Below are 20,636 nucleotides of genomic sequence, written 5' to 3' on the forward strand. Positions count from 1 at the left end.
ATCACGCAAGTCTCAGAACCGCACGGTTCCTGTCAGGGTGATCAGGCGAGGTTGGCCCAAAGTTCCAATCACGACATCCCGGCGCGCACCCGGCACGGCATCGCCGGGCCAGATCGAACCGTCCGAATAGTATCCCTTGTCGAAGATATTTTCGACGTTCAAACGCAACCCCCAGGTCTTGTCTTCGATCCCCACGGATAGGTTCGTTAGTTCGTAGCCTGGGTGCCGCGCGGTATTCTCCTGGTTGAACCAGTATGGCCCCTTGCCGATATATTCGATCGTACCGGCCAGTTCATAATCGTTGCCGAGCGGCACGCGCATGTCTGCAGCCACGCTGAAGCTGTAGTCCGACACCCATGGCGGGGTTTTGCCACTGACATCGCTGGGCTGGCTGTTGACGTCGTTGACCAGACTGCCCTTACCGAACTCGGCCCAGACGCGGCCAAAGCCGGCGGTGAGCGTCAGGATGTCGTTGGCGCGGAAGTTGGCATCGAATTCAAAGCCATACTGGGTCGAACTGCCAGCGTTCAGGATGTTCTCGACCACCCCGCCGATCGCAATCTGCTGCTGCAGCTCGAACTGGCGATCCTTGTATTTGATGTAATATACCGCCGCGTTGAAGTTGAGGCGTCGGTCCAGCATCTGGGTCTTGAAGCCCATTTCATAATTGTCGGCGGTTTCCTTGCGGAACGCATTCAGCTTGGGCGTGCCCTGCGCGTCGTAGAGGTTGAACCCGCCAGGCTCGTAGCCTTTGGCATAGTTGGCATAGATGTGCGTGCCTGCAGTGGTGAAGTAGGACAGCGATGCCTTGGGCATGACCTCTGTCCCGCCCTGCTTGAGGTAGGGAATGCCGGTAGCGTAAAGCCCGGCATTGCGATCGAGCGTGTCATAGGTCCACTTGTCGATCCGCAGGCCCAAACCCAGTTCGAACTGGCCGAACTTGTAGCTGGTCGTCCCGAAGGCAGCGAGATGGGCCTTTTCGCGCTTGCGGTTTTCGAACGGGAACGGGACGCGGACGGTCGTCTCTTCGCCGAAGGTCGGTGCGAAAACTGGATCGCCGACGACACCGTCGAGGATGTTGAGCGTGTTCGACGGCGGGATGACGGCGGACAGCACATCGGTCGGGCCATAGAAGTTGGCATAGCTCGACCAGTCATTCTTCCAGACCGAGTAGTAACCACCGATGATCCATTCGAGCGGTCCGTCATTGTCCGACGTCAGCCGCAATTCGTTGGTGTAGTATTTCGTCGGCTCGGGCCGGACCAGATCGAAGCCCACTTCGGACGAGACGTCGAGATCGGTCGTGTCCTTGCGATAGGCGTCGGTGAACGAGGTCAAGGCATTGAGCTTCACCCCGCCCAGATCGAAGTTCAACTCGCCGCTGATGCCGAAAGTGTGGCGGCGCAGGCGCCCGGCAAAAGTCAGGTGGCGTTCGGGCGAATACGTCAGCAGCCCGGGGTCGTCCGCGCGCCAGTTGTTGTTGCCTGTATCGATCTCGTTGTAACGGGCCGAAATCAGAACGTTCATGCGATCCGAGGGCTCGACGTAGAGCGCACCGCGCACGCCCCATTCGGTCTTTTCATTGGGATGTTCGCGCCACCGTTCGGCCGAGTTGCCCGAATCCGGCACGAAGTTCACGCCTGCTCCGACCAGGGGAAGCGGCCAGATATTGCTGTCAGTGAGGTTCGAGCGGCCATTGAGGCGGATCGGGTCGCGATCGTAGACGAAGCCATCGTCTTCATTGCGGTAGCCGAAGACGCGAAGGGCTGCCTTGCTGCCGATCGGCAGGTTCAGGCTGGCCGAGGCATTGCGCATGCTCTGCTCGCCGATCTTCACCTTTGCCATGCCGGAAAGCTCGTCGAGCTGCGGTCGTTTGGTGATGAAGCGGATCGCGCCACCGATGTTCGACCCACCGTAGAGCGTACCCTGCGGCCCCTTCAGCACTTCGACCCGCTCGATCTCGCCGAATTCAGCCGAGGCGTCGGTCAGGATGTGCACGCCGTCGATGAAAAAGCCCACGCCCTGCGTATTGCCGAATGAGCCTACGCCGCGGATCGTCACGTTGGGATTGCCGTCGGCGCGGGTGCTGAGATTGAGATTGGTGACGCGAAGGCCAACCTTGTCGATGTTGGTAATCGCCTGCCGCTCCAGCAGATCGGCCGACATCACCGCGATTGATTCAGGGATTTCACGCGTGCTTTCTGCGCGCTTGCGTGCGGTGACCAGAATTTCGCCGCCATGATAGGCTCCGTCATTCCTGTCATCGGTGGCCGTTGCTTCCTGCGCGGCGGCCAGCGAAGGCGCGGCAAGCGCCATCGCGCCGGTGCAGACCAGCAGCGCGCTGCGAAGTCTCTCGAGCTTCATTTCCATTCCCTCTCCCCTTATTGTTATCGGCGTCATCTTCGCATTGCTGGTTAGACGAGCGCGCGGCGGCAGGCTTTTTCGAGAGCGCCAACAGCCTTGGCATTCCGTGCAGGACAGCCCCGAAACCGCATTCTGCATGATCTGTCATGGCTGCTGGCACTGCTGGGAAAGCGGCATCCGCGCAGCCTGTTAGGGCTTGGCTTCAGATCGGGTCGCGCTGCCTGTGCGGCGCTTCATCAGGAGCCAGTGCGTGCCACCAGAGCCTTGTGCAGAAACCGCAGACTTCGTCTTCAACCAGACAATGCTGCGCATTCGCGATCCGCAGGCATCGCTCGATTTCTATACCCGCGTGCTCGGCATGACCGTGATCCAGCACCTCGATTTTCCCGAGGCCGCGTTCTCGCTCTATTTCCTCGGATATGTCCGGCCCGATGACGCGCCGGTCCCGGCCGACCGGACCGCGCGCACGGCCTATGCCTTCGCCAGGCAGGGCATTCTCGAACTGACACACAATCACGGCACCGAGAACGACCCGGACTTTGCCTATCACCACGGAAACTCAGAGCCGCGCGGGTTTGGCCACATCGGTTTGGCCGTCCCCGATGTCGAGGCTGTCTGCCAACGCTTCGAGGCATTGGGCGTGCCGTTCGTGAAACGTCCCAACGAAGGCCGGATGAAGGGGCTGGCCTTCATTCGCGATCCCGATGGCTACTGGATCGAAATTCTCAATCCGCAGGTCCTCGCCAGGTCGGTGTGACCCGGAGCAGTGCCTGAACATCAAATAAAATGGAGGATGACATGATGAAAGCGACCGAGCCTACCCTTTGCCGCACAGTAGAGCTGAACGATCTGGCGTGGATCGATTTTCCTGCCGCGCTCAGCGTCGGCGGGATCAGGTGGAAACTGCTGAACGTGGCGCCCGAACTGGGATCGTGGGCTGCGATCTTCGATTGCCCGGCGGGATCGTCCTTTGCCAGCCACCATCACATTGGCCCCGGCGAATATTACCTGACGCGCGGACGCATGGAAATTCGCGGCGGCATCGACGCCGGTGGCGAAACCGTCACCGCGCCAGCTTATGGCTATGAGGCAACCAGCGCGTTTCATGGCAAGACATATTTCCCCATCGATAGCGAGTTTTACATGACGTTCCTTGGGCCGCTGCAATTCGTGGACGAGCCGGGCGGACCGACGAAGGCGCTGGTCACTTGGGATGCGGCAGAGGCAGCATGGCTCGCGGGCCAGGGCTGAACCATTCCCCGCAAGTCGGCCAGGCTTGCGTTGGTCTGGTCAGAGCATTGCGTGCCGAGGTGGGTCGGCGGCACGTGATCACTCATCCGGACGCCGCGCGCGCCTATACGACAGGGTATCGGATCGGGAGTGGCGCGGTCCTTGCCGTCGTCCGGCCCGCCACGCTCGTCGAGTTGTGGCGGGCCGCGCAATTGTGCATCGCTGCCGACACGGCCCTCATCATTCAGGCCGCCAATACCGGGTTGACCGGCGGTTCTACCCCATGCGGCGACTATGATCGGCCGGTCGTGCTGATCAGCACCCTGCGGATAGCTGCCGTCATTCCGATTGCAGATGGCACCGAAGCCTTGTGCCTTGCCGGTGCAACGCTAACCGGGCTTGAGGAGGCGTTACTGCCGCACGGCAGGGTTCCGCATTCGGTTATAGGGTCATCCTGCCTCGGAGCATCGGTCGTCGGCGGCATCTGCAACAATTCCGGCGGCGCACTGGTCAGTCGCGGTCCGGCCTTCACGCGCCACGCCCTGTTTGCGCGTGTCGACGAAAACGGTCGGCTTGTCCTGATCAACAATCTGGGCCTTGCCCTGGGCGATGATCCCGAGGCCGTTCTCGCCACCCTCGACGGTGGCAAGATTGCGCTACAGTCGATCGAGCCTTGCAACCGAGTGCCCTGCCAACCCTCCTACGAAAACCATATTCGCGATCTGACCGCTAAGACGCCAGCGCGGCACAATGCCGACAGCCGGTGCCACTTCGAAGCTTCGGGCAGCGCGGGCAAAGTCATCGTCTTTGCGGTGCGGGTGAAGAGCTACGTCGCGCCCAAGCATACCGCGATTTTCCTTCTGGCATCAGACGATCCGCGTGACCTTGCCGATTTCAGGGTCGCGACACTGAGCACGTTCCATCACTTGCCGGTCAGCGCCGAATACCTGCACCGCGATGCCGCCACGCTGGCCGCAAGCCATGGCAACGACGTGTGCCTCGCCGTGCGATATCTGGGTGCACGGCGAATGCCGGCCCTCTTTGCAGTAAAGCGCCGGATCGACCGTCTGCTGCATCGCTTCGGCCATGCCGCGTCAGAGCGCCTGCTGCAGGTTGTAGGACAAATCGCTCCGCATCCCTTACCTGATTCCTTGCGTGCGCGAACGAGACACAAGCACATGCTGATCGTGACAATGGCCGACGATGGCGTGGCCGAAATGCGAGACCATCTCGCCAGCAATCCACGCGCATCGCTTGCCGCGTACGAATGCACCACCGCCGAAGGTGCCGCGCTGCAGCGGCTGCGGTTTGCAACGGCGGGCGCATTGGTCCGGCTGGCGGCCATCACAAAGGGAGCCGGGCCTCTTGTCGCCATCGACTGCGCGCTGCCGCGCAACCGGACCGACTGGCCGATCGTTCTTCCGCCAGACCTGGCAGAGCAGGTCATGCTACGCGCCGATTACGGGCACTTCCTATGCAACGTCTTCCATCTCGATTTCATTCTCAAGCCGGGCTCCGACGCGCAGGCGTTCGAGACCTCGTTGATCCGCCGCTTGCACGATGAGGGCGTGATGTGCCCGGCCGAACACAATTTCGGTCATCATTATTCTGCGCCCGACAACGTCGTGGCATTCTATCGATCGCTTGATCCGACGAATGCGCTCAACCCTGGGGTCGGCCAGACCTCGCGCGCCAGGAACTGGGTGTGACTATGCAAATTGTGCAAGCCTGCATGCTTGCTTGCGCACCCGTATAATAATGATGGTCATAATCCCCGAGATGCGCTTATCCTGCCTGACAAAACAGGCGCACGATAACGTGCCAGCGGGGGAGAGGGCAGATGGACCAAGTCGATCATGCATGGACGACGCGCGATCACGACCCGCGCGGACGCTACGATTCCTGGGTCGATCAACTCAACACGACCTTCGGCTACTGGCAGCCGACCCCGCCATGCGGTGGGGATTTCCAAGCCTCGGTCAGCGCGAAGAGCCTGGGCAACCTCAAGGTGATATCCTGCGAGTGCGACCCGTGTGGCGGTGAGCGCCGGGGCGCAGACATCGTGCGCGAAAGCGAACCACAGGAACGCCTGATAATCCAGCTGGTCGAGGCAGGCCGCGAGCACATGCGGCTGGGCGATCAGGAAGCTCTGTTGCGCCCGGGCGACATCTTCATCTGGGACAACACCCAGAACATGCAGTTCACCGTGGTCGAACGGCTGAGCAAGGTCTCCGTGGCGCTTCCGCTTAACCGCCTGAAGGACTGGCTACCCCAGACCTGGCGCAATCTTCCGCGGTGGATCAAGTCGGGCGAACCCGGCTCGGACCTGCTGGCAGGCTACGTCCGCAGCCTGGTGAGGATGGACGACAACCACAACTCGCTGCGTTACGATGCCCTGGTGGACGCTGCCGTGGCAATGATCGTGGCTTCGCAGTCCGAACCCTCCGAACAGATCAGCCACAGGGCTGGCCAACTCGAAACGGTGAAGGCCAAGATCCGGCAGCGCCTTCAGGATCCCGACCTGACGCTTGAATCGATCGCTGCGGCCAATCGTATATCATTGCGCTATCTGCACTGGTTGTTCGAGGGCAGCGGGCAGACGGCGTGGCAATTCATCTCCACCGAACGGCTGGCCGGTTGCAAGCGCGATCTGTCCAACCCCGCTTTCAACGATTCGAGTATTTTCGAGATCGGGCTAGGCTGGGGATTTGGCAACGCTGCCCATTTCAGCCGAAAATTCAAAGCCAACGCAAAAATGAGCCCAAGCGACTTCCGCGCATCCTGCGCAAGCAAATAGCGGCAGGCGAGGCGCGACCGCAGAGGCGATAGTGCGGACGTGATTCCACTACGTCCAGCCTGACGAGTAGGCCGCCCAGACAGTAGTAGAATCTGGCGTATTGGCGGTTAGGTTGCAAGACTGTTATTAGCGGGAACGTTGCAGATCATAGTAAATACGATTGTGCCGAAAATATAGACGGCTGCGCCTCCGATGCACTGCCGACGCCATGGCGTTGATAGCCTGCATCGCTTCGATAGCGCTACATGCCGCAATGCGATTAAGGCTACGCCTGACCAATGCAGAAAACGCCAGTAAAAAGCCGTTTACGATCGGGGCACCGAACGCGCCGGTTGCTCCTGCTAAGGCCAGTATGCCATTTTTGTCACCGCATTCCGCTCTGTGGATATTGCTCATTGAGGTGCAGGTGAAATAACCGTGACAGAAGCCGGAGAAGGAATTAGATCTGGCAGCAAGACAATTTCTTCCGGCATCTGTGTAGCGCGGGCGCATGCGATGGGTCCGCCATGGGTGATTACGACGACTGTAGCCTTGCACGGCGTGGCAGCAAGGGCAGCCGTAATCCGATTGATTAACCGCTGCGTCGTCTCGCCGCTACCGCCAGGCCTGAACGTTTCAGGGGCATCGACCATGCCATCCATGGCATCGCCCGTCGCCCGATAGATAGCGTTCCAGCGCTGCCCTTCCCACGCGCCGAAATCGCGTTCACGCCAAAGCGGTTCGGCCAGCGGCACGATCCCGAGCCTTTCGCCCAGCGGCTCCGCGATAGCGCGGGTGCGCTTCATGTCGCTGTGGATAATCACGTCAGGCGCCATTGCCGCCAATCGGTCGACCAGAGGCGCGATCATGGCTTGCCCTGCGCGCGACAGACCGGGATCGCTTTGGCCATAGCAGCGCGTCTGCCATGCCAGCGTGACCGGCGGATGGCGGACGAGGATCAGGGCGTCGGCCATTGCGCACTGGCACAAAGCAGCAGGATCAGTTGGCCCGCGTAGACTGCAAAGCCCAGGCAATCGCCGGTCACGCCGCCGAGATGCCGCATCAGCGATTGCCGAAACCATAGCAGAAATAGCAGAATGCAGCCGATCCCGACCATCAGGGCAGCAGGTGCAATCGCGGCAAGGGGCGCGAGGAACGGCAGCGTCAGCAGGGTCGCGCCAGCAAGGGTCGCTGGTCCGGGGCGCTGGCCGATGTCCTTGGCAAGGCCGCCATGTTGATCGAGCGGAGGCAGCATGGTCATCGCCAAGACGGCTACCCAGCGGCCAAATGCTGCGGAGGCGACCATCGCCGGAATGAGCAGGGCCGCCGGAAGCACGATCAGCAGCGCCGCGCGCAGACCTATCGCCAGCATCAACCCCAGCGCGCCATAGCTGCCAATGCGGCTATCCTTCATAATCTCGCGAATACGCTCCGCCGTCAGGCCTCCACCAAAGCCATCGCAGAAATCAGCCACGGCATCTTCATGGAAAGCACCGGTCAGGCGGGCCTCGACAATGAGCATCATCAGCACCGCGACAATGCGGGGCCAGAACAGGCCTGCACCCCACAACACCAGCCCGCCGATACAGCCGATGATCCCGCCCACCACCGGAAACCACAAGACGGAACGGCCTAGTCCCGCTTTCAACTGCTCGGCATCGAGCGGCGGAATGGCGGGACTGACGGGCAGGCGGGTCAAGAACTGTATGGCCAGCAGTAAGGGGAACAGCGCGGCCCGGATCATTGCCCCACCACTTCTGCCAGCGTTGCAACATCGCACAGCAGCGCAGCAGCACTATCCAGCAGCGGCAGGGCCGTCAGCGCGCCGGTGCCTTCGCCAAGCCGCATCTGCCAATCGAGTATCGGGGTGAGGCCAAGTTGCGCAAGGGCCGCACCGTGCCCCGGCTCTGCCGAACGATGGCCCGCAATCATCGAACGAGCCGTGCCGGGCGCGAGCGCTTCCGCGATCAGGGCAGCGGCAGTAGAGACGTAGCCGTCGAGCAGCAGCACCATACCCGCCGCCGCGCCGGACGCATAAAACCCCGCCATCGCGACGATCTCGAACCCGGCGATGGCGGCCAGCGCCGCCTTGTCGCGGGCGCCACCGAGCCGAGCCACGGCCTGATCGACAATGTCACGTTTGTGTGCGCGCATCGCAGGGGCTGCGCCCGCGCCCGTGCCTGTGGCTGTCTCGGCGTCCACGCCGGTCAGGGCATGGGTGAGACAAGCAGAGGCAGTGGTGTTGCCGATACCCATTTCGCCCGCGATCAGCAGGCGGAAGCCCGCCGACACCGCTGCTTCGGCTTCATCGGAGCCAAGCGCCCATGCAGCATCGAACTGCGCTTCATCCATGGCCCGACAAGTCGCAAGGTCCGCCGTGCCGGGCGCAATCGGGCTGGCGCGATAATGGCACGGATAAGGTCCGGGCGGGGGCTGAGCTACGCCTGCATCGACCACGCGCACGTCCACCCGATGCGCAGCGGCCAGCGCCGTGCTGCTGGCGCGGCCCGACAGGATCGTGGCGACCATCGCCGTCGTTACGGTTTGCGGCCATGGCGTGACGCCTTGCGCAACCACGCCGTGATCAGCCGCAAAAAGCACCAGTCGGCGCGGGCGAGTGAGCGGCGTGCATGTGCCCTGCGCCATCGCCAGTTCGACTGCCAGCGCCTCAAGCCGCCCCAGACTGCCGGAGGGTTTGGCGAGGCTATCTAGGCGAGCCTGAACATGTGCCGGAGTAATCGTCATCGGATAAATCTCGTCTGATCGGCAGGCAGGCGGTCTTGCCAGTGGCGGCGGACGAGTTCGGGAGTGTCGCTCTCCTGTTCCGGATAGCCAAGGCAGATCAGGGCGACGAAGCGCCAATCCTCGGGCACATCGAGCAGAGCGTTCATCGACGCCGGGTCGACAATCGACACCCAACCCATACGTACGCCAATGGCGCGGGCGGTGAGCCACAGCGTGTGGATCGCCATCACAACGGAATAGACGGTCGTCTCCGGCATGGTCTGGCGGCCAAGGCCGTGCCCTGCCTCCGGATCCAACTGGCAAAACACGGCGACGTGTTCGGGTGCCTCGCGCAGGCCGTGGAGCTTCAGCGCATCATACGCGGCTTGGGCTTCATCCTGATAGATTGCGGCGGCGCGCCGGTTTTCAGCATCGACATGCGCGATGCTCGCGCGGCGGCGCTCCTCCGAACGCACTTGCACGAAGCGCCAAGGCTGACTGTTACCGACTGACGGCGCAAGGCAGGCCAGGTCGAGCAAATGGTCCAGCGTTCCGTCCGGCAGGGGCATCGTCTGGAAATGCCGCACATCGCGCCGCCATGTCAGCAGCCTATCGAGGTCATCGACGAAGGCAGGCGGAAAGCTCGTGGGGATCATAGTGCCTCCCCCGCGATCGCCAGCAGCCGGTCCACCGCAACGTGCTTCTCCAGCTTTGCGGACAGTTCATCAAGCGCGGCGTCGACCGCCACATCCTGATCGACGTCGTTGGACACGCCATCAATCCAGCCGCGCCGCTGGGCTGCCAGATTGAACAGCCCGTGGATGTAGCAGCCTGCCACGCGGCCATCGGGGCTGAGCGCGCCTTCGTCACGGCCATCAGACATGCGCAGCAACGGGCGGGCGCTGCCAGACGTGGTGCCGGAATGGATTTCATAGCCCCGGAACGGCAAGCCATCCATTACGCTGATGCCGCTGACGTCGCGCAGGGTCTTGTCGGCCTGCATCACGGTATCGACCGGGAGCAGGCCAAGGCCCGCTACCGCTTCAGGCGCGCCTTCCAGTCCTGCCGGATCGGCGATCGTGCGGCCCAACATCTGATAGCCGCCGCAAATGCCCAGTACTCGCCCGCCGCGCCGGACATGGGCGGCAATGTCGATGTCCCAGCCTTGCGCACGGAGGAACTTGAGGTCAGCAATCGTCGCTTTGGTGCCGGGAATGATGATGAGCGAGGCGGTGGCGGGGATCGGTGTGCCCGGCGGCACCATCGTCAGCCGCACGCCGGGTTCATTCGCCAGCGGATCGAAATCATCGAAATTTGCGATCCGCGACAGCATGGGGAACGCAATTTCGAACAGGCCACCGCCCCCAGCATCCGGCGTTTGCAGCGTAACCGCGTCCTCGGCCGGAAGCGCGCGAGCGGCTGCAATCCAGGGGATAACGCCAAGGCCTTCCCAGCCGGTTCGCTGCCTTATCGCGGTATAGCCGTCATCGAACAGCGCCACGTCACCGCGAAACTTGTTGATCAGAAAACCCCTGATCATCGCGGAATCTTTCGGGTCGAGCACCGCTTTTGTGCCAACGATTGATGCAATTACGCCGCCGCGATCAATATCGCCGACCAGCACCACCGGAACATTGGCGGCGCGGGCAAAGCCCATGTTGGCGATATCGCCTGCCCTCAAATTGATCTCTGCCGGGCTGCCTGCGCCCTCCACCACCACGATATCCGATGCAGCGCGCAAGCGGTGATAGGATGCCATGACTGCCTCCAGCAATTCACCCTTGCGGCTGCGGTAATATTCGGCGCCCAGCGTGCCCTGCACTTTGCCATGCACCACCACTTGCGCGCTGCAATCAGACTGCGGCTTGAGCAGTACCGGATTCATATCCACGGACAACGGCGCGCGGCAAGCAACCGCCTGCAAGGCCTGCGCTCGGCCAATTTCGCCGCCATCGGCTGTGACGGCGGCATTGTTTGACATGTTCTGGGGCTTGAACGGCAGTACCTTCATACCCCGATTGGTCAGCAAGCGGCAGAGGCCCGCCACCAGTACCGATTTGCCGACGTCCGAGCCAGTCCCCTGCAGCATTACAGCAGCCATGCGATGCCTCCGACGACCAGCCATAACAGGACGCAGGCGCGGCGGTAGATCGCCATCGCGCGATTGAGATCTGTGCCATTTGGTGGAGGCCCATGACCGAGTGTCTGTCGGGCGATCCATTCGCCATCATAAGCCGCGCCACCGCCCAGTTTGACGCCCAGCGCCCCAGCCATCGCACTTTCCGGCCAGCCTGCGTTGGGCGAGAGGTGCTTGCCGGAATCGCGCCACATGATGCGCCAACCTTTCCCTGCGCAAAGGCAGATCAAGCCTCCGGCGAGGCGTGCGGGCAACCAGTTGAGCGCATCGTCCAGACGCGCCGATGCCCAGCCGAACTGGCGGTAGCGGACATCAAGGTGGCCGATCATACTGTCTGCCGTGGAGATGCACTTGAAAGCGAACAGGCCGGGCAAGCCTAGGACCAGCAACCAGAACGCTGGCGCCACGATGCCGTCGCAGAAGCTCTCCGCGAGCGTCTCGGTGGCTGCGGCCACCATGCCCGGGTCCTCCAGCGCGGCGGTGTCACGCCCGACAATGCCGGACAGCGCAATACGCGCCGCTACCGCGTCGCCCGCCTTCAGTGGCCGTATGACAGCGACGACGTGATCGTGCAGGCTGCGCTGCGCAAGCCCGGTCGTGGCGATCAGGATTATCGCAATGGTGCCGCCCCAGCCACTGGCCAGCCATTCGATCAACAGTCCTGCCGTGACACCTGTGATCACCAGCGCAAAGGCAACTACCGTTCCGGCGGTGCGGGCATGGGGCGCGCGGTTCCAACGCCGTTCCATGGCCGCGATCATTCGCCCGACCCACATCACCGGATGGCCGACACGCGCAAGCAACCACTCCGGATAGCCCAAAGCCGCCTCGACGATCAGCACAGCCAGCAGTAGCTCGGGACGGCCCATGATCATGCTATGCGGGCAATCGGGGCGATCACCGGTGCACCGGTTTCATCCTGCCCGATATGAACACGAACCCCGTAAGCGACTTCAAGCACAGCCGGCGTCAATACTTGGGCGACAGGACCTGCGGCGATAATTCCGCCGTCTTTCATAACGATCAGATGATCGGCGATGCGCGCCGCCTGGGTCAGGTCATGCAGCACCAGCACTACGCCCGTGCCAGCTGTCGCCGTCGTGCGGAAGCAGGCCATGGCATCAAGCTGGTGCGCCGGGTCGAGATTGGCGAGCGGTTCGTCGGCCAGAATCCAATCTGGTTTTCCGGCCAGAACCCGCGCCAGCAATACCCGTGCCTGTTCTCCGCCGGACAGGCGCTGGGCCTTGCGGTTTGCAAAGCGAGCGCAATCGGTCCGTTCCATTGCTTCGTCGATCGCAGCGTCATCCTCTGCGTTGTGGCTCCACCGGCCATGATGGGGCAGGCGGCCCAGGGCGACCAGTGCGCGAACGTTGATGTCCCAGTGGATATCCGCCTGCTGCGGCAGCAAGCCGATCTGACGGGCGCGCTCCATAGCGGGGATGGCAACGAGCGGTCTGCCGCCCAGCGTTACCACGCCGCTATCTGGTGCGCGCAAGGCGGCAAGGCAGGACAGCAGCGTGCTTTTCCCTGCGCCATTCGCACCGAGAATGACCGTAACACTGGCTCGGGAAAATCCGCCACTGACATTGCTGAGCACCGGCCGTCCACGCAGGGCGAGCGTGAGGTCATCGAACCGTAGTGCCATCACGCTACCTCTCGCCTCATCCTGAAAAGCAGCATCACAAAGAACGGCGTGCCGATACTCGCCATCGCGATGCCCAACCGGACTTCGGATGCGGAGGGCAGTATCCGCACCAGACAGTCAGCCAGCACCACCAGCAGGGCCCCGGCCAGTGCCGAAGGGATCAACAACGCCGACGGTCGATGGCCGACCAGCGGGCGCACAAGATGCGGCACGACCAGCCCGACAAACCCGATGATCCCCGCCACCGCCACCGAACTGCCCACGGTCAGCCCTACACCGATCACGATCAGCCACTGCAGGCGTGTCATGTTCACGCCCATAGATCGGGCGGCGGCATCGCCCAGTGTCAGCGCATCGAGATAGCGCGCCGCCCATAGCAGCGCCGCCATGCCCAAGACCGAGACCGGCAGGGCAATCCGAACGTCATCCCAGCTACGATCCATCAGCGCGCCCATCAGCCATGTGACGATTTCAGACGAGGCAAAGGGAGTGGGGGCGAGGCTGATCAGCAGGCTGGTCAGCGCGCCGGTCAGGCTCGACAGGATCACGCCCGACAGGGTGAAGAGGATCAGGCTACCCGACCGTCCCGCCAAGATCGCCAGCGCGGTTATGCCAAGCCCGGCCCCTGCCAATGCAAAGATAGGCAGCAGCCAGGCCGATACGGCAAAACCGAAATAGAGCGAGACGACCGCGCCCAGCGCCGCGCTGGACGAAACGCCGAACAGGCCCGGATCGGCCAAGGGATTGCGCAAGTAGCCCTGCATCGCAGCGCCCGCCATACCAAGGCTTGCCCCCACGATTGCGCCGACACAGGCGCGCGGCAGCCGCAATTCCATCACGATTAGCGATTGCAGGTCGCCTGCAAGCCAGTGATCGAACGGAACCCATGTCCGTCCGGCCATCAGCGATCCGAGCATGGCCACCAGCACTGCGGCCAAAAGTCCCAGATTCAGCTTCATCGCGATGCTCTCCATGCGCGGCGCACCGCCGCCAGCCGTTCCACCGACCGGATGATCACTGGTCCGCCGCAATGCAGCAGGTTCGAGGGATATTGCTCTATCCGGATGTGCTTTCGGGCCTTGGCGAGTGCCGGATGGGTCAGCATCCGGTTCCCGTCACCGCTGCCCGCACCCATGTCTGCCCGGCCTGCCAGCAGCACGGCGGGGGGGTGGTCGAGCAACCCTTCGAGCGGCAGGATGTCCCATCTCTTGAGCCGCATCGGGCCGCTCATGTTGCGAAAGCCCGTATGGGTCATCAGCTCGTCGGCCAAGGTGCCCTTGCCCGGCACCAGGCCGCTGCCCTGCCAGATCAGCGCATCGATCGGCGTAGCGTTCCACCGGCTGTCGGCCATCGCCTTGTCGATCCGGGCATTGAGCGCATCACCTGCAGATCTGCGACCGATCCGCGCAGCAATCTCGGAAATCTGCGCCTGATTTTCCGCGACGCTTTCGGGCACCGTCACTTGCATGAGCGGAATACTGAGCCGTTTCAGCGCGGCGATCGTCTGGATCGACACGTGCGGCCCCGCGATCACCAGGTCCGGCGCGGCACCGATGACGTCCTCTGCCGAACCAGAAATGGCCGGATAGCGCAAGGCGCGCTCAAGCGGGATCGATGTGGCGCGCGGATCATGCGAATAATGGCTGACCCCGGCGATCTGCGAAGGATCGGCGATCTCCATCAAAACCGCATCGACGCAGGGGTTCATCGAGACGATCCGGCGGGGCGGTCCGTCTGCCTTGGGCACATCGCGCCCGCCTGCCGTGCCGCATCCGGCCGACAGCAGCGCAAGCATCAGAATGACCGCTTGGCGGATCAATATTCGACGCCCTTTTGCGCCTTGAACCCTGCCTTGAACGGATGCTTCACTTCCTGAAACTCCGTCACCAGATCGGCGATCTCGATCAATTCGGGCTTGGCATTACGACCGGTGATGCAGATGTGCTTTTCCAGCGGGCGATCCTTGAGGAACGCGACGATCTCGGCAATCGGCAGGGTATCGTCGCGCAGCACGATGTTGAGTTCATCAAGGATGATGAAGTCATAAGCGGGATCGAGGATCAGCGCCTTCGAGCGTTCCCAAGCGGCCCGCGCTGCTGCAATATCGCGCGCGCGGTCCTGCGTGTCCCACGTGAAGCCATTGCCCATCACATCGAAGGTCAAAAGGTCGGGATTGGCCGCGAAGAACGCTTTTTCGCCGGTGTCCCAGCTGCCCTTCACATATTGCAGGATACCGACCTTCATTCCCCAGCCGACGCTACGGATGGCCATACCGAATGCCGAGGACGACTTGCCCTTGCCGTTTCCGGTGTGGACGATCAGCAATCCGCGCTCGATCGTCTTGCGCGCCTGAATCTTGTCGCGCGCCACTTTCAGCTTCTGCATGCGCATGTTGTGGCGTGTGTGGTCGTTGCGCTCGGCTGCGGGATCTTCGGTCATTTCGTTGGCCTCCATGCTTGCAGGGCAATCTCAAGCCTCGCCCAATCGGCGTCTGTGCCGGGAATCCCGAACCGCAGCTGTTCCGGCCTGTCGGCAAAGGGCCGGACGAGTATTCCCGCCTGGCATAGATGCGAGAACAGGCTGGCGGCGTATGCGGTTTGGCAGAGCCTGAAATTTGCGGTGCCACCGACACAATCCAGCCCGTGGTGGACAAGAAGCGAGGCCAATCGCGCGCTGCCTTGCGCCAGCCGGTGCCGCTGCAAACCCTGCCATGCCCTGTCGCAATAGGCGGCGGTTCCAATCGCAATCGCCGGGCCGGAAATCGGCCAGTCACCCAGAAGGCCGCGAAGGTCACGGATTACCGGTCTGTTGCCAATGACAAAACCCAGCCGGACACCGGCAAGGCCGAAGAATTTGCCGAAGGAGCGCAGCACTATCGCGCCATTGCGGTGCGGCAGCATGCTGGATTCAGGCATGGCGTCGGCAAAAGCCTCATCGACAATGCGGCTGTTTCGCAGTTTCCGAAGCTTGCGTACGTCGGTGATCGCGCCGTCTGGATTGTTCGGATTGGCGCAGATCATCAGGTCGGCAAGGCAAGCCTTTTCGAATGGCAACACCCGAGCTTCCGGCCATGTTGCCCGGTAACCTGCATAGCCTTGCCCGACGATAGCAACACGCGCCGCTGGCAGCAGCCGGCCCAGAAGTCGGATGGCAATATCGCTGCCCGGCACGGCCGCGATCTGTTCATTGCTGTCCATGCCGAATGCGCGAGCAGCGGCAAATTCCAACTGCTCCAACGCAGCCGGCGACGGCAGCGTCTGCCATACCTTCGGCTCAAGATCCGGCACAGGCCAAGCCCAGGGACTTATGCCAGTTGAGAGGTCCAGCCAGGGGCGGGGCGCGGCCGGATATAGCCGTGCCGCCGCCGCTGTCTGTCCACCATGCCACATCAGTGCGCTATGCGGGTCCACGATGCTATTTCCCGCTCAGATAGCCAGTCTTACACCTGCATAAGCGGCGCGGCGTGGCGTCCCGTAGCGAAAGCTGGTCTCATACTGTTCGTTGAGCAGGTTCTCGATCCGACCATAGAGTTCGATGTGGCGGGTCACCGGGAAAGCAGCGCGCAAATCGACCAGGACATAGCCGCTCAGCTTGCGGGTGTTCGAGGCATTATCGAAGCTGGCGCCGACATGGGTGATCGTCGCCCCGGTCTTCAGCCCGAACGCCCAGTCATAATCGAGCGAGGTGTTGACGCTGTGACGCGGACGCCGCGCCAAATCGCGTCCCGTGGCGACGTTCGTTGCATCGACGTAGCCATAATTGGCCTGGACCCGTAGTGCCTCGACAGGCTTCAGCGTTAGGGCAAACTCAAGCCCCTGCGCCCGCGCCTTGGCGACATTGTCATAAGTGCCGTTGGCATGACCTATGCAGATGCCGGTCAAAGGAACTGTGCAGCTGATGAAGGCGATCAGGTTGCGGCTGTCGCGGTGGAACCATGTCGCGCCGACTTCGATCTTGCCGTCGAGCAAGCGTTGGGTAACGCCAGCATCCCACCCTTGCGAGGATTCAGGGACCAGCGCAGTATTGCCGTATTCACTGAACAACTGGAACAGCGACGGTGTCTTGAACCCTTCACCATAGCTGGCGCGCAGGGTAGTGCCGCCTTCGTTCGGGGTGAACACGCCACCTGCCGAAAAGGTGGTCTTCCCGCCAAAGATGGTGTGGTCGTCGTTGCGCAGGCCAGCGCTAAGGGTGAGGCCGCTTATCGGCTTGGCACTGAGCTGGCCATAGACGCTATTGATCCGCGCTTCTGCATGCGAAAACGAGCTGCCATAGCTGGACGTGCGGAAGCTGGATTTTTCGGTTTCAGCGCCGAAGGTCGCGCCAACGGTTTCGATAAGATCTATATTACCCTGATACTCAAACCGCTCGTTGCGGCCCTTGGCGTTGAAGGTTTCCAGCTCGGCTCCGCCCGTCAGATCGATGTTGCGGCGGCGCGTATCGGTGAGCGTATAGGCAAAGCGATTGCGGAAACGACCGTCCAGCAGCGCGGCGTTCAGGCCCGCATACCCCACAAGTTCCTTGGTCCGGGCGAATTCTGGCGTATCGCCAAAGCTGAAGGTCGGTGCCGGAAAGCCATCAATCCCGACTTTGCCATCGGAATACCAGCTGCGCAGATCGACCGAGATCGCGTCCGAGAGTGCAACGCTGAACTTCGCATTCGCGCCGAAGTTGCGATAGCCATCGCGTTCCTTGCCGCCGCGCGCTTCGTTGAACGTCGAAAAGCCGTCTGTCCGCAGATAGCCTGCGCCAACACTTGCCGAAACTGGGCCGAACTTGCCCGACACGTTGCCAACCACGCGCGCGGTATCGCGCCAGCCATATTCCGCGGCGGCATTCACCGCTATCGCTTCAGTGGGCGTGCGCGTAACGATGTTGACCACGCCGCCGATGGCCTGGCTGCCCCACAACACCGACTGCGAACCGCGAACAACCTCGATCCGTTCGATATTGCCGGTCAGCAGATTGCCGAAGTTGAAGCCGCCGCCGGGTGTCGAGGGGTCATTCAGTTTCACGCCGTCAATGAGCGCGACAGTCTGGTCGCTGTCGGCACCCCGGATACTGACCGAGGTGCTGGTGCCAAGACCGCCATTGCTGGTGACGGTGATGCCCGGGACCGAGCGCAGCAGATCGATAACCGCGACCGATTGCCGCGTGGTGATATCGTCAAGGGTGATGACCGTTACCGATTGGGCGACTTCGGATGTGGTCTGCTGGGTGCGGTTGGCCGAAACGATGATGGTATCGCTGTCTTCGGCATGAGCAGTGGCCGGAATGATGGCCGCGGCCACGAGTAGCGCCGACTTGAAAATACGCATGGGTTTCCCCCTTTTGAACAACTTCAAAAGAGTCGCACGACAGCGATCACGCGTAGGACACGATGCCCACCGCATGCGACTCTGGCTTAGTCGTCACGCGAGGGAATCCTCGATCATCATCCGGCACACCCCGTCCGGATAAAAGAACGACCGTTACGGGCAGGTCTCCTGGCTCTCGGGTCAATGTCATCCACTTCACCTTCCCGGCCCCGAGGGACCAGTGGCATAACGAAGCGGCGACTCGCCGATCACAGTTGCGGGGGCAGCTCCGGATCATGGCCGATGACCATTCCCGGATTCCCTATTCATCCCATCGCTGGGAACCTGTAACGGACGCGCCTATGTCGCGGCGCAGCATGAAAGGCAAGCAGAAGCAGTGATGGGCAAAGCAGTTTTGATATTGGGTGGAGCGCGATCGGGCAAAAGTGCCATGGCCGAGCAGCTGGGCGATGCCCTGCCCGGCCCACATATTTACGTCGCTACAGCGCAGGCGTTCGACGATGAAATGACCAAACGTATCGCCCGCCACCGCGCCGAACGGGCGCATCACTGGCAAACGATCGAATGCCCGCTCGCCCTGCCCGAAACGATTGGAGCGCATGATGCGCAAGGCAGCGTAATGCTCGTCGATTGCCTGACCTTGTGGTTGAGCAACCTGATGCACGAGGATCACGATGTAGCAGCGGCACGGTGCCGCCTCGCGGGTTTGCTCGCCGATATACGCGGGACACTGCTTCTGGTTTCAAACGAGGTCGGGCAAGGGATCGTCCCGGACAACCCCCTCGCCCGTCAATTTCGCGATGAGGCTGGCTGGCTCAATCAAGCCTTGGCCCGCACCGCGAATGAGGTGTGGTTTGTAACTGCAGGCATTGCCCAACAGTTGAAGTAAGTTGGCCATTTCAACCGGACTGTCGCCACTTCCTGGCAGTTTCAAGCTGCGGGCTTCTTCTTTCTGGCTCTGTGTGCAGCGGTGCTGGGGCGGAAGCGGCAGCTACCTTTTCCGGTTCCCAAGATAGGCACTGGCACCCACTCTATTTCAGAGCGGTCAGACAGGGATTCGTAGACGGGTCAAGCCGAAAGGTTCACAGATCACACCCCCCCTCTGGTCTCGATCTTCTGGGTCATCGTACGGGCCAGTGCCAGCCTCAGACCATTGATCAGCGTGTCGAGCGCAAAGCGGAAGGCCTGATCGTGGTCATAATTTTCGATGGGACGATCGGCGCGCTGACGTTCGCTATCTTCGTGCAACTGCCAGCCAACCATAAAGCGCGTGATCAACTTTGAACCGTAGATCGCGTGCTCTTCGGAAAAACCGGCTTCCCGCAGTGGCTTTGACAGCAGGTCGCGCGGTTCGGTGGGCAGCGATGCCGCCACGAGCCTTGCCCCGTCGCGACAGTCCAACACGACTTCATAGCTGCGCGTCGCAACCGCACGCAACCATTCGTCCCACGGCTCTCCCGGGTGCGGCGCGCGCAGTACCGGCAGGAGAATTGACGCTGCCATGTGATCGAGCAGCACGGCCTTGCTGGGAAAATGGCGATAAAGCGCAGGCCCTTCGACCCCAAGATGATCGCCAAGCCTCCGCGTGGTCAACTTGTCGAGGCCGATCTGGTTGAGCAGCACCAACCCTGCTTCGACGATCGTCTCGCGCGTCAGCGTCGCCTTCTTGTCCTGATCCTTGCTCTTGCGGTCCATCAACGCCTCTTACTGTCATGGCCGCATCGAAAGAATGGCCACGAGGCGGGCGCGTTAGCACCAGAAACATCGCAAGTAATGTGGTATTGCGCCCTTATCCGAAAACCAGACGGGGAAGGATGCAAACGCACCCTTCCCCGCAATGATCACAGCGCGGCAATCGCATCCTTTGCAGCCGCAACCGAGGCTGCGCGCATCTCAGGTCCGAAGCCGATTTTGTCAGCCCGGACGATCGTCAGGTCAGTCACGCCGAGGAAGCCGAAAAATACTCGCAGCAGGCTTTCCTGATGCTCAGCCGGATCGCCTGCTTCATACATGCCGCCTTGCGAGGAAGCGATGATCACGCGGGTGTTCCCGGCAAGGCCCTTCGGTCCTGCTTCGGAATAAGTGAACGACACGCCAGGCACGCCAAGACGGTCGAGCCAGGCCTTCAACTGCGACGGGACAGTGAAATTGTACATCGGAGCGCCAATTACCGCCACGTCCGCGCCCATGAACTGCTGTAAAACGGCGAGCTCGGCAGGCGCAGCGGCCTTCATCGCATCGCTCTGCGCTTCCGGTGGCAGGCGCAGAGCCCCCGTCGTCACCTCGTCGAGGTGAGCAACGGGATTTGCCCCCAGATCAAGGCGCTCAACTTCCGCGCCCGATGTCTTTGCCACCAGATGCGAAACGATAGCCGCAGTAAGCTCGCGGGTTACTGAATCCTGACCAGTCGTTGAACTGTCGATATGCAAGATCTTCATGAAT

The 20,636-nt window shown here is 62.0% G+C and carries 21 protein-coding genes and 1 riboswitch; of the genes, 5 read left to right on the forward strand and 16 right to left on the reverse strand.

Annotated features, from left to right (window positions below; genetic code table 11):
* Positions 1–12 precede the first annotated feature (12 nt).
* On the reverse strand, positions 13–2,370 hold the full coding sequence (locus GGQ88_RS04105; protein ID WP_183611797.1) for a TonB-dependent receptor: 2,358 nt from the start codon (positions 2,368–2,370) through the stop codon (positions 13–15).
* A 244-nt stretch (positions 2,371–2,614) separates the two neighbouring features.
* Here GGQ88_RS04105 and gloA point away from each other — a divergent pair, with 244 nt between their 5' ends.
* The 4 genes from gloA to GGQ88_RS04125 all read left to right on the forward strand — a co-directional run bounded on the left by gloA (position 2,615) and on the right by GGQ88_RS04125 (position 6,391).
* Positions 2,615–3,121, forward strand: a complete 507-nt coding sequence (gene gloA / locus GGQ88_RS04110; RefSeq protein ID WP_343057078.1) for a lactoylglutathione lyase — start codon at positions 2,615–2,617, stop codon at positions 3,119–3,121.
* Between the two features lie 41 nt (positions 3,122–3,162).
* A complete protein-coding gene (locus GGQ88_RS04115; protein WP_221214479.1) occupies positions 3,163–3,615 on the forward strand; it encodes a cupin domain-containing protein in 453 nt (150 codons plus the stop codon).
* Entirely contained in the window at positions 3,594–5,303 is a 1,710-nt protein-coding gene (dld, locus tag GGQ88_RS04120) for a D-lactate dehydrogenase (RefSeq protein ID WP_183611798.1), read from the forward strand. The genes GGQ88_RS04115 and dld overlap by 22 nt, the downstream gene beginning before the upstream one ends.
* A 131-nt stretch (positions 5,304–5,434) precedes the next feature.
* Positions 5,435–6,391, forward strand: a complete 957-nt coding sequence (locus GGQ88_RS04125) for an AraC-like ligand-binding domain-containing protein (protein WP_183611799.1) — start codon at positions 5,435–5,437, stop codon at positions 6,389–6,391.
* A gap of 107 nt (positions 6,392–6,498) precedes the next feature.
* Here GGQ88_RS04125 and GGQ88_RS21755 read toward each other — a convergent pair whose 3' ends face one another.
* The 13 genes from GGQ88_RS21755 to GGQ88_RS04185 form a co-directional block, all read right to left on the reverse strand.
* Positions 6,499–6,645 (reverse strand): anthrone oxygenase family protein, encoded by a 147-nt coding sequence (locus GGQ88_RS21755; protein WP_484549390.1) that lies wholly within the window; start codon positions 6,643–6,645, stop codon positions 6,499–6,501.
* A gap of 138 nt (positions 6,646–6,783) precedes the next feature.
* Positions 6,784–7,344 (reverse strand): histidine phosphatase family protein, encoded by a 561-nt coding sequence (locus tag GGQ88_RS04130; RefSeq protein ID WP_183611800.1) that lies wholly within the window; start codon positions 7,342–7,344, stop codon positions 6,784–6,786.
* Positions 7,329–8,114 (reverse strand): adenosylcobinamide-GDP ribazoletransferase, encoded by a 786-nt coding sequence (locus tag GGQ88_RS04135; RefSeq protein ID WP_183611801.1) that lies wholly within the window; start codon positions 8,112–8,114, stop codon positions 7,329–7,331. Before GGQ88_RS04135 ends, GGQ88_RS04130 begins: the two co-directional genes overlap by 16 nt.
* Positions 8,111–9,115, reverse strand: coding sequence for a nicotinate-nucleotide--dimethylbenzimidazole phosphoribosyltransferase (gene cobT, locus GGQ88_RS04140; RefSeq protein WP_183611802.1), 1,005 nt, complete (start codon positions 9,113–9,115; stop codon positions 8,111–8,113). The genes GGQ88_RS04135 and cobT overlap by 4 nt, the downstream gene beginning before the upstream one ends.
* Entirely contained in the window at positions 9,112–9,750 is a 639-nt protein-coding gene (gene bluB / locus GGQ88_RS04145; RefSeq protein WP_183611803.1) for a 5,6-dimethylbenzimidazole synthase, read from the reverse strand. The genes cobT and bluB overlap by 4 nt, the downstream gene beginning before the upstream one ends.
* Entirely contained in the window at positions 9,747–11,195 is a 1,449-nt protein-coding gene (locus GGQ88_RS04150) for a cobyric acid synthase (protein ID WP_183611804.1), read from the reverse strand. The genes bluB and GGQ88_RS04150 overlap by 4 nt, the downstream gene beginning before the upstream one ends.
* On the reverse strand, positions 11,183–12,106 hold the full coding sequence (gene cbiB, locus GGQ88_RS04155) for an adenosylcobinamide-phosphate synthase CbiB (protein WP_343057079.1): 924 nt from the start codon (positions 12,104–12,106) through the stop codon (positions 11,183–11,185). The genes GGQ88_RS04150 and cbiB overlap by 13 nt, the downstream gene beginning before the upstream one ends.
* Positions 12,103–12,876 carry an ABC transporter ATP-binding protein gene (locus GGQ88_RS04160; protein WP_183611977.1) on the reverse strand — a complete coding sequence of 258 codons (774 nt, stop codon included), beginning with the start codon at positions 12,874–12,876 and terminating at the stop codon, positions 12,103–12,105. The genes cbiB and GGQ88_RS04160 overlap by 4 nt, the downstream gene beginning before the upstream one ends.
* Positions 12,876–13,835: a FecCD family ABC transporter permease gene (locus GGQ88_RS04165; protein WP_246385427.1), complete on the reverse strand. Its 960-nt coding sequence runs from the start codon at positions 13,833–13,835 to the stop codon at positions 12,876–12,878. Before GGQ88_RS04165 ends, GGQ88_RS04160 begins: the two co-directional genes overlap by 1 nt.
* Positions 13,832–14,695, reverse strand: a complete 864-nt coding sequence (locus GGQ88_RS04170; RefSeq protein WP_183611805.1) for an ABC transporter substrate-binding protein — start codon at positions 14,693–14,695, stop codon at positions 13,832–13,834. The genes GGQ88_RS04165 and GGQ88_RS04170 overlap by 4 nt, the downstream gene beginning before the upstream one ends.
* The gene (cobO, locus tag GGQ88_RS04175; protein ID WP_221214480.1) at positions 14,692–15,315 is read right to left on the reverse strand and encodes a cob(I)yrinic acid a,c-diamide adenosyltransferase; all 624 of its coding nucleotides are present in this window, start codon (positions 15,313–15,315) and stop codon (positions 14,692–14,694) included. The genes GGQ88_RS04170 and cobO overlap by 4 nt, the downstream gene beginning before the upstream one ends.
* A complete protein-coding gene (locus GGQ88_RS04180) occupies positions 15,312–16,073 on the reverse strand; it encodes an aminotransferase class I/II-fold pyridoxal phosphate-dependent enzyme (RefSeq protein ID WP_183611807.1) in 762 nt (253 codons plus the stop codon). Before GGQ88_RS04180 ends, cobO begins: the two co-directional genes overlap by 4 nt.
* A gap of 228 nt (positions 16,074–16,301) precedes the next feature.
* Entirely contained in the window at positions 16,302–18,194 is a 1,893-nt protein-coding gene (locus GGQ88_RS04185; protein WP_183611808.1) for a TonB-dependent receptor plug domain-containing protein, read from the reverse strand.
* Positions 18,195–18,335: 141 nt separating this feature from the next.
* A riboswitch (cobalamin riboswitch) is annotated at positions 18,336–18,537 on the reverse strand.
* A 36-nt stretch (positions 18,538–18,573) separates the two neighbouring features.
* On the opposite strand from GGQ88_RS04185, the gene cobU reads away from it, so the two are divergent.
* Positions 18,574–19,083 carry a bifunctional adenosylcobinamide kinase/adenosylcobinamide-phosphate guanylyltransferase gene (gene cobU / locus GGQ88_RS04190; RefSeq protein WP_183611809.1) on the forward strand — a complete coding sequence of 170 codons (510 nt, stop codon included), beginning with the start codon at positions 18,574–18,576 and terminating at the stop codon, positions 19,081–19,083.
* A gap of 200 nt (positions 19,084–19,283) precedes the next feature.
* Here cobU and GGQ88_RS04195 read toward each other — a convergent pair whose 3' ends face one another.
* On the reverse strand, positions 19,284–19,889 hold the full coding sequence (locus tag GGQ88_RS04195; protein WP_183611810.1) for a TetR family transcriptional regulator: 606 nt from the start codon (positions 19,887–19,889) through the stop codon (positions 19,284–19,286).
* Positions 19,890–20,035: 146 nt separating this feature from the next.
* Complete coding sequence (locus tag GGQ88_RS04200; protein WP_183611811.1) at positions 20,036–20,632, reverse strand: FMN-dependent NADH-azoreductase; 597 nt, start codon at positions 20,630–20,632, stop codon at positions 20,036–20,038.
* Between the last annotated feature and the right edge of the window lie 4 nt (positions 20,633–20,636).

This window comes from Novosphingobium hassiacum (assembly GCF_014196055.1).
Classification (GTDB): domain Bacteria; phylum Pseudomonadota; class Alphaproteobacteria; order Sphingomonadales; family Sphingomonadaceae; genus Novosphingobium; species Novosphingobium hassiacum.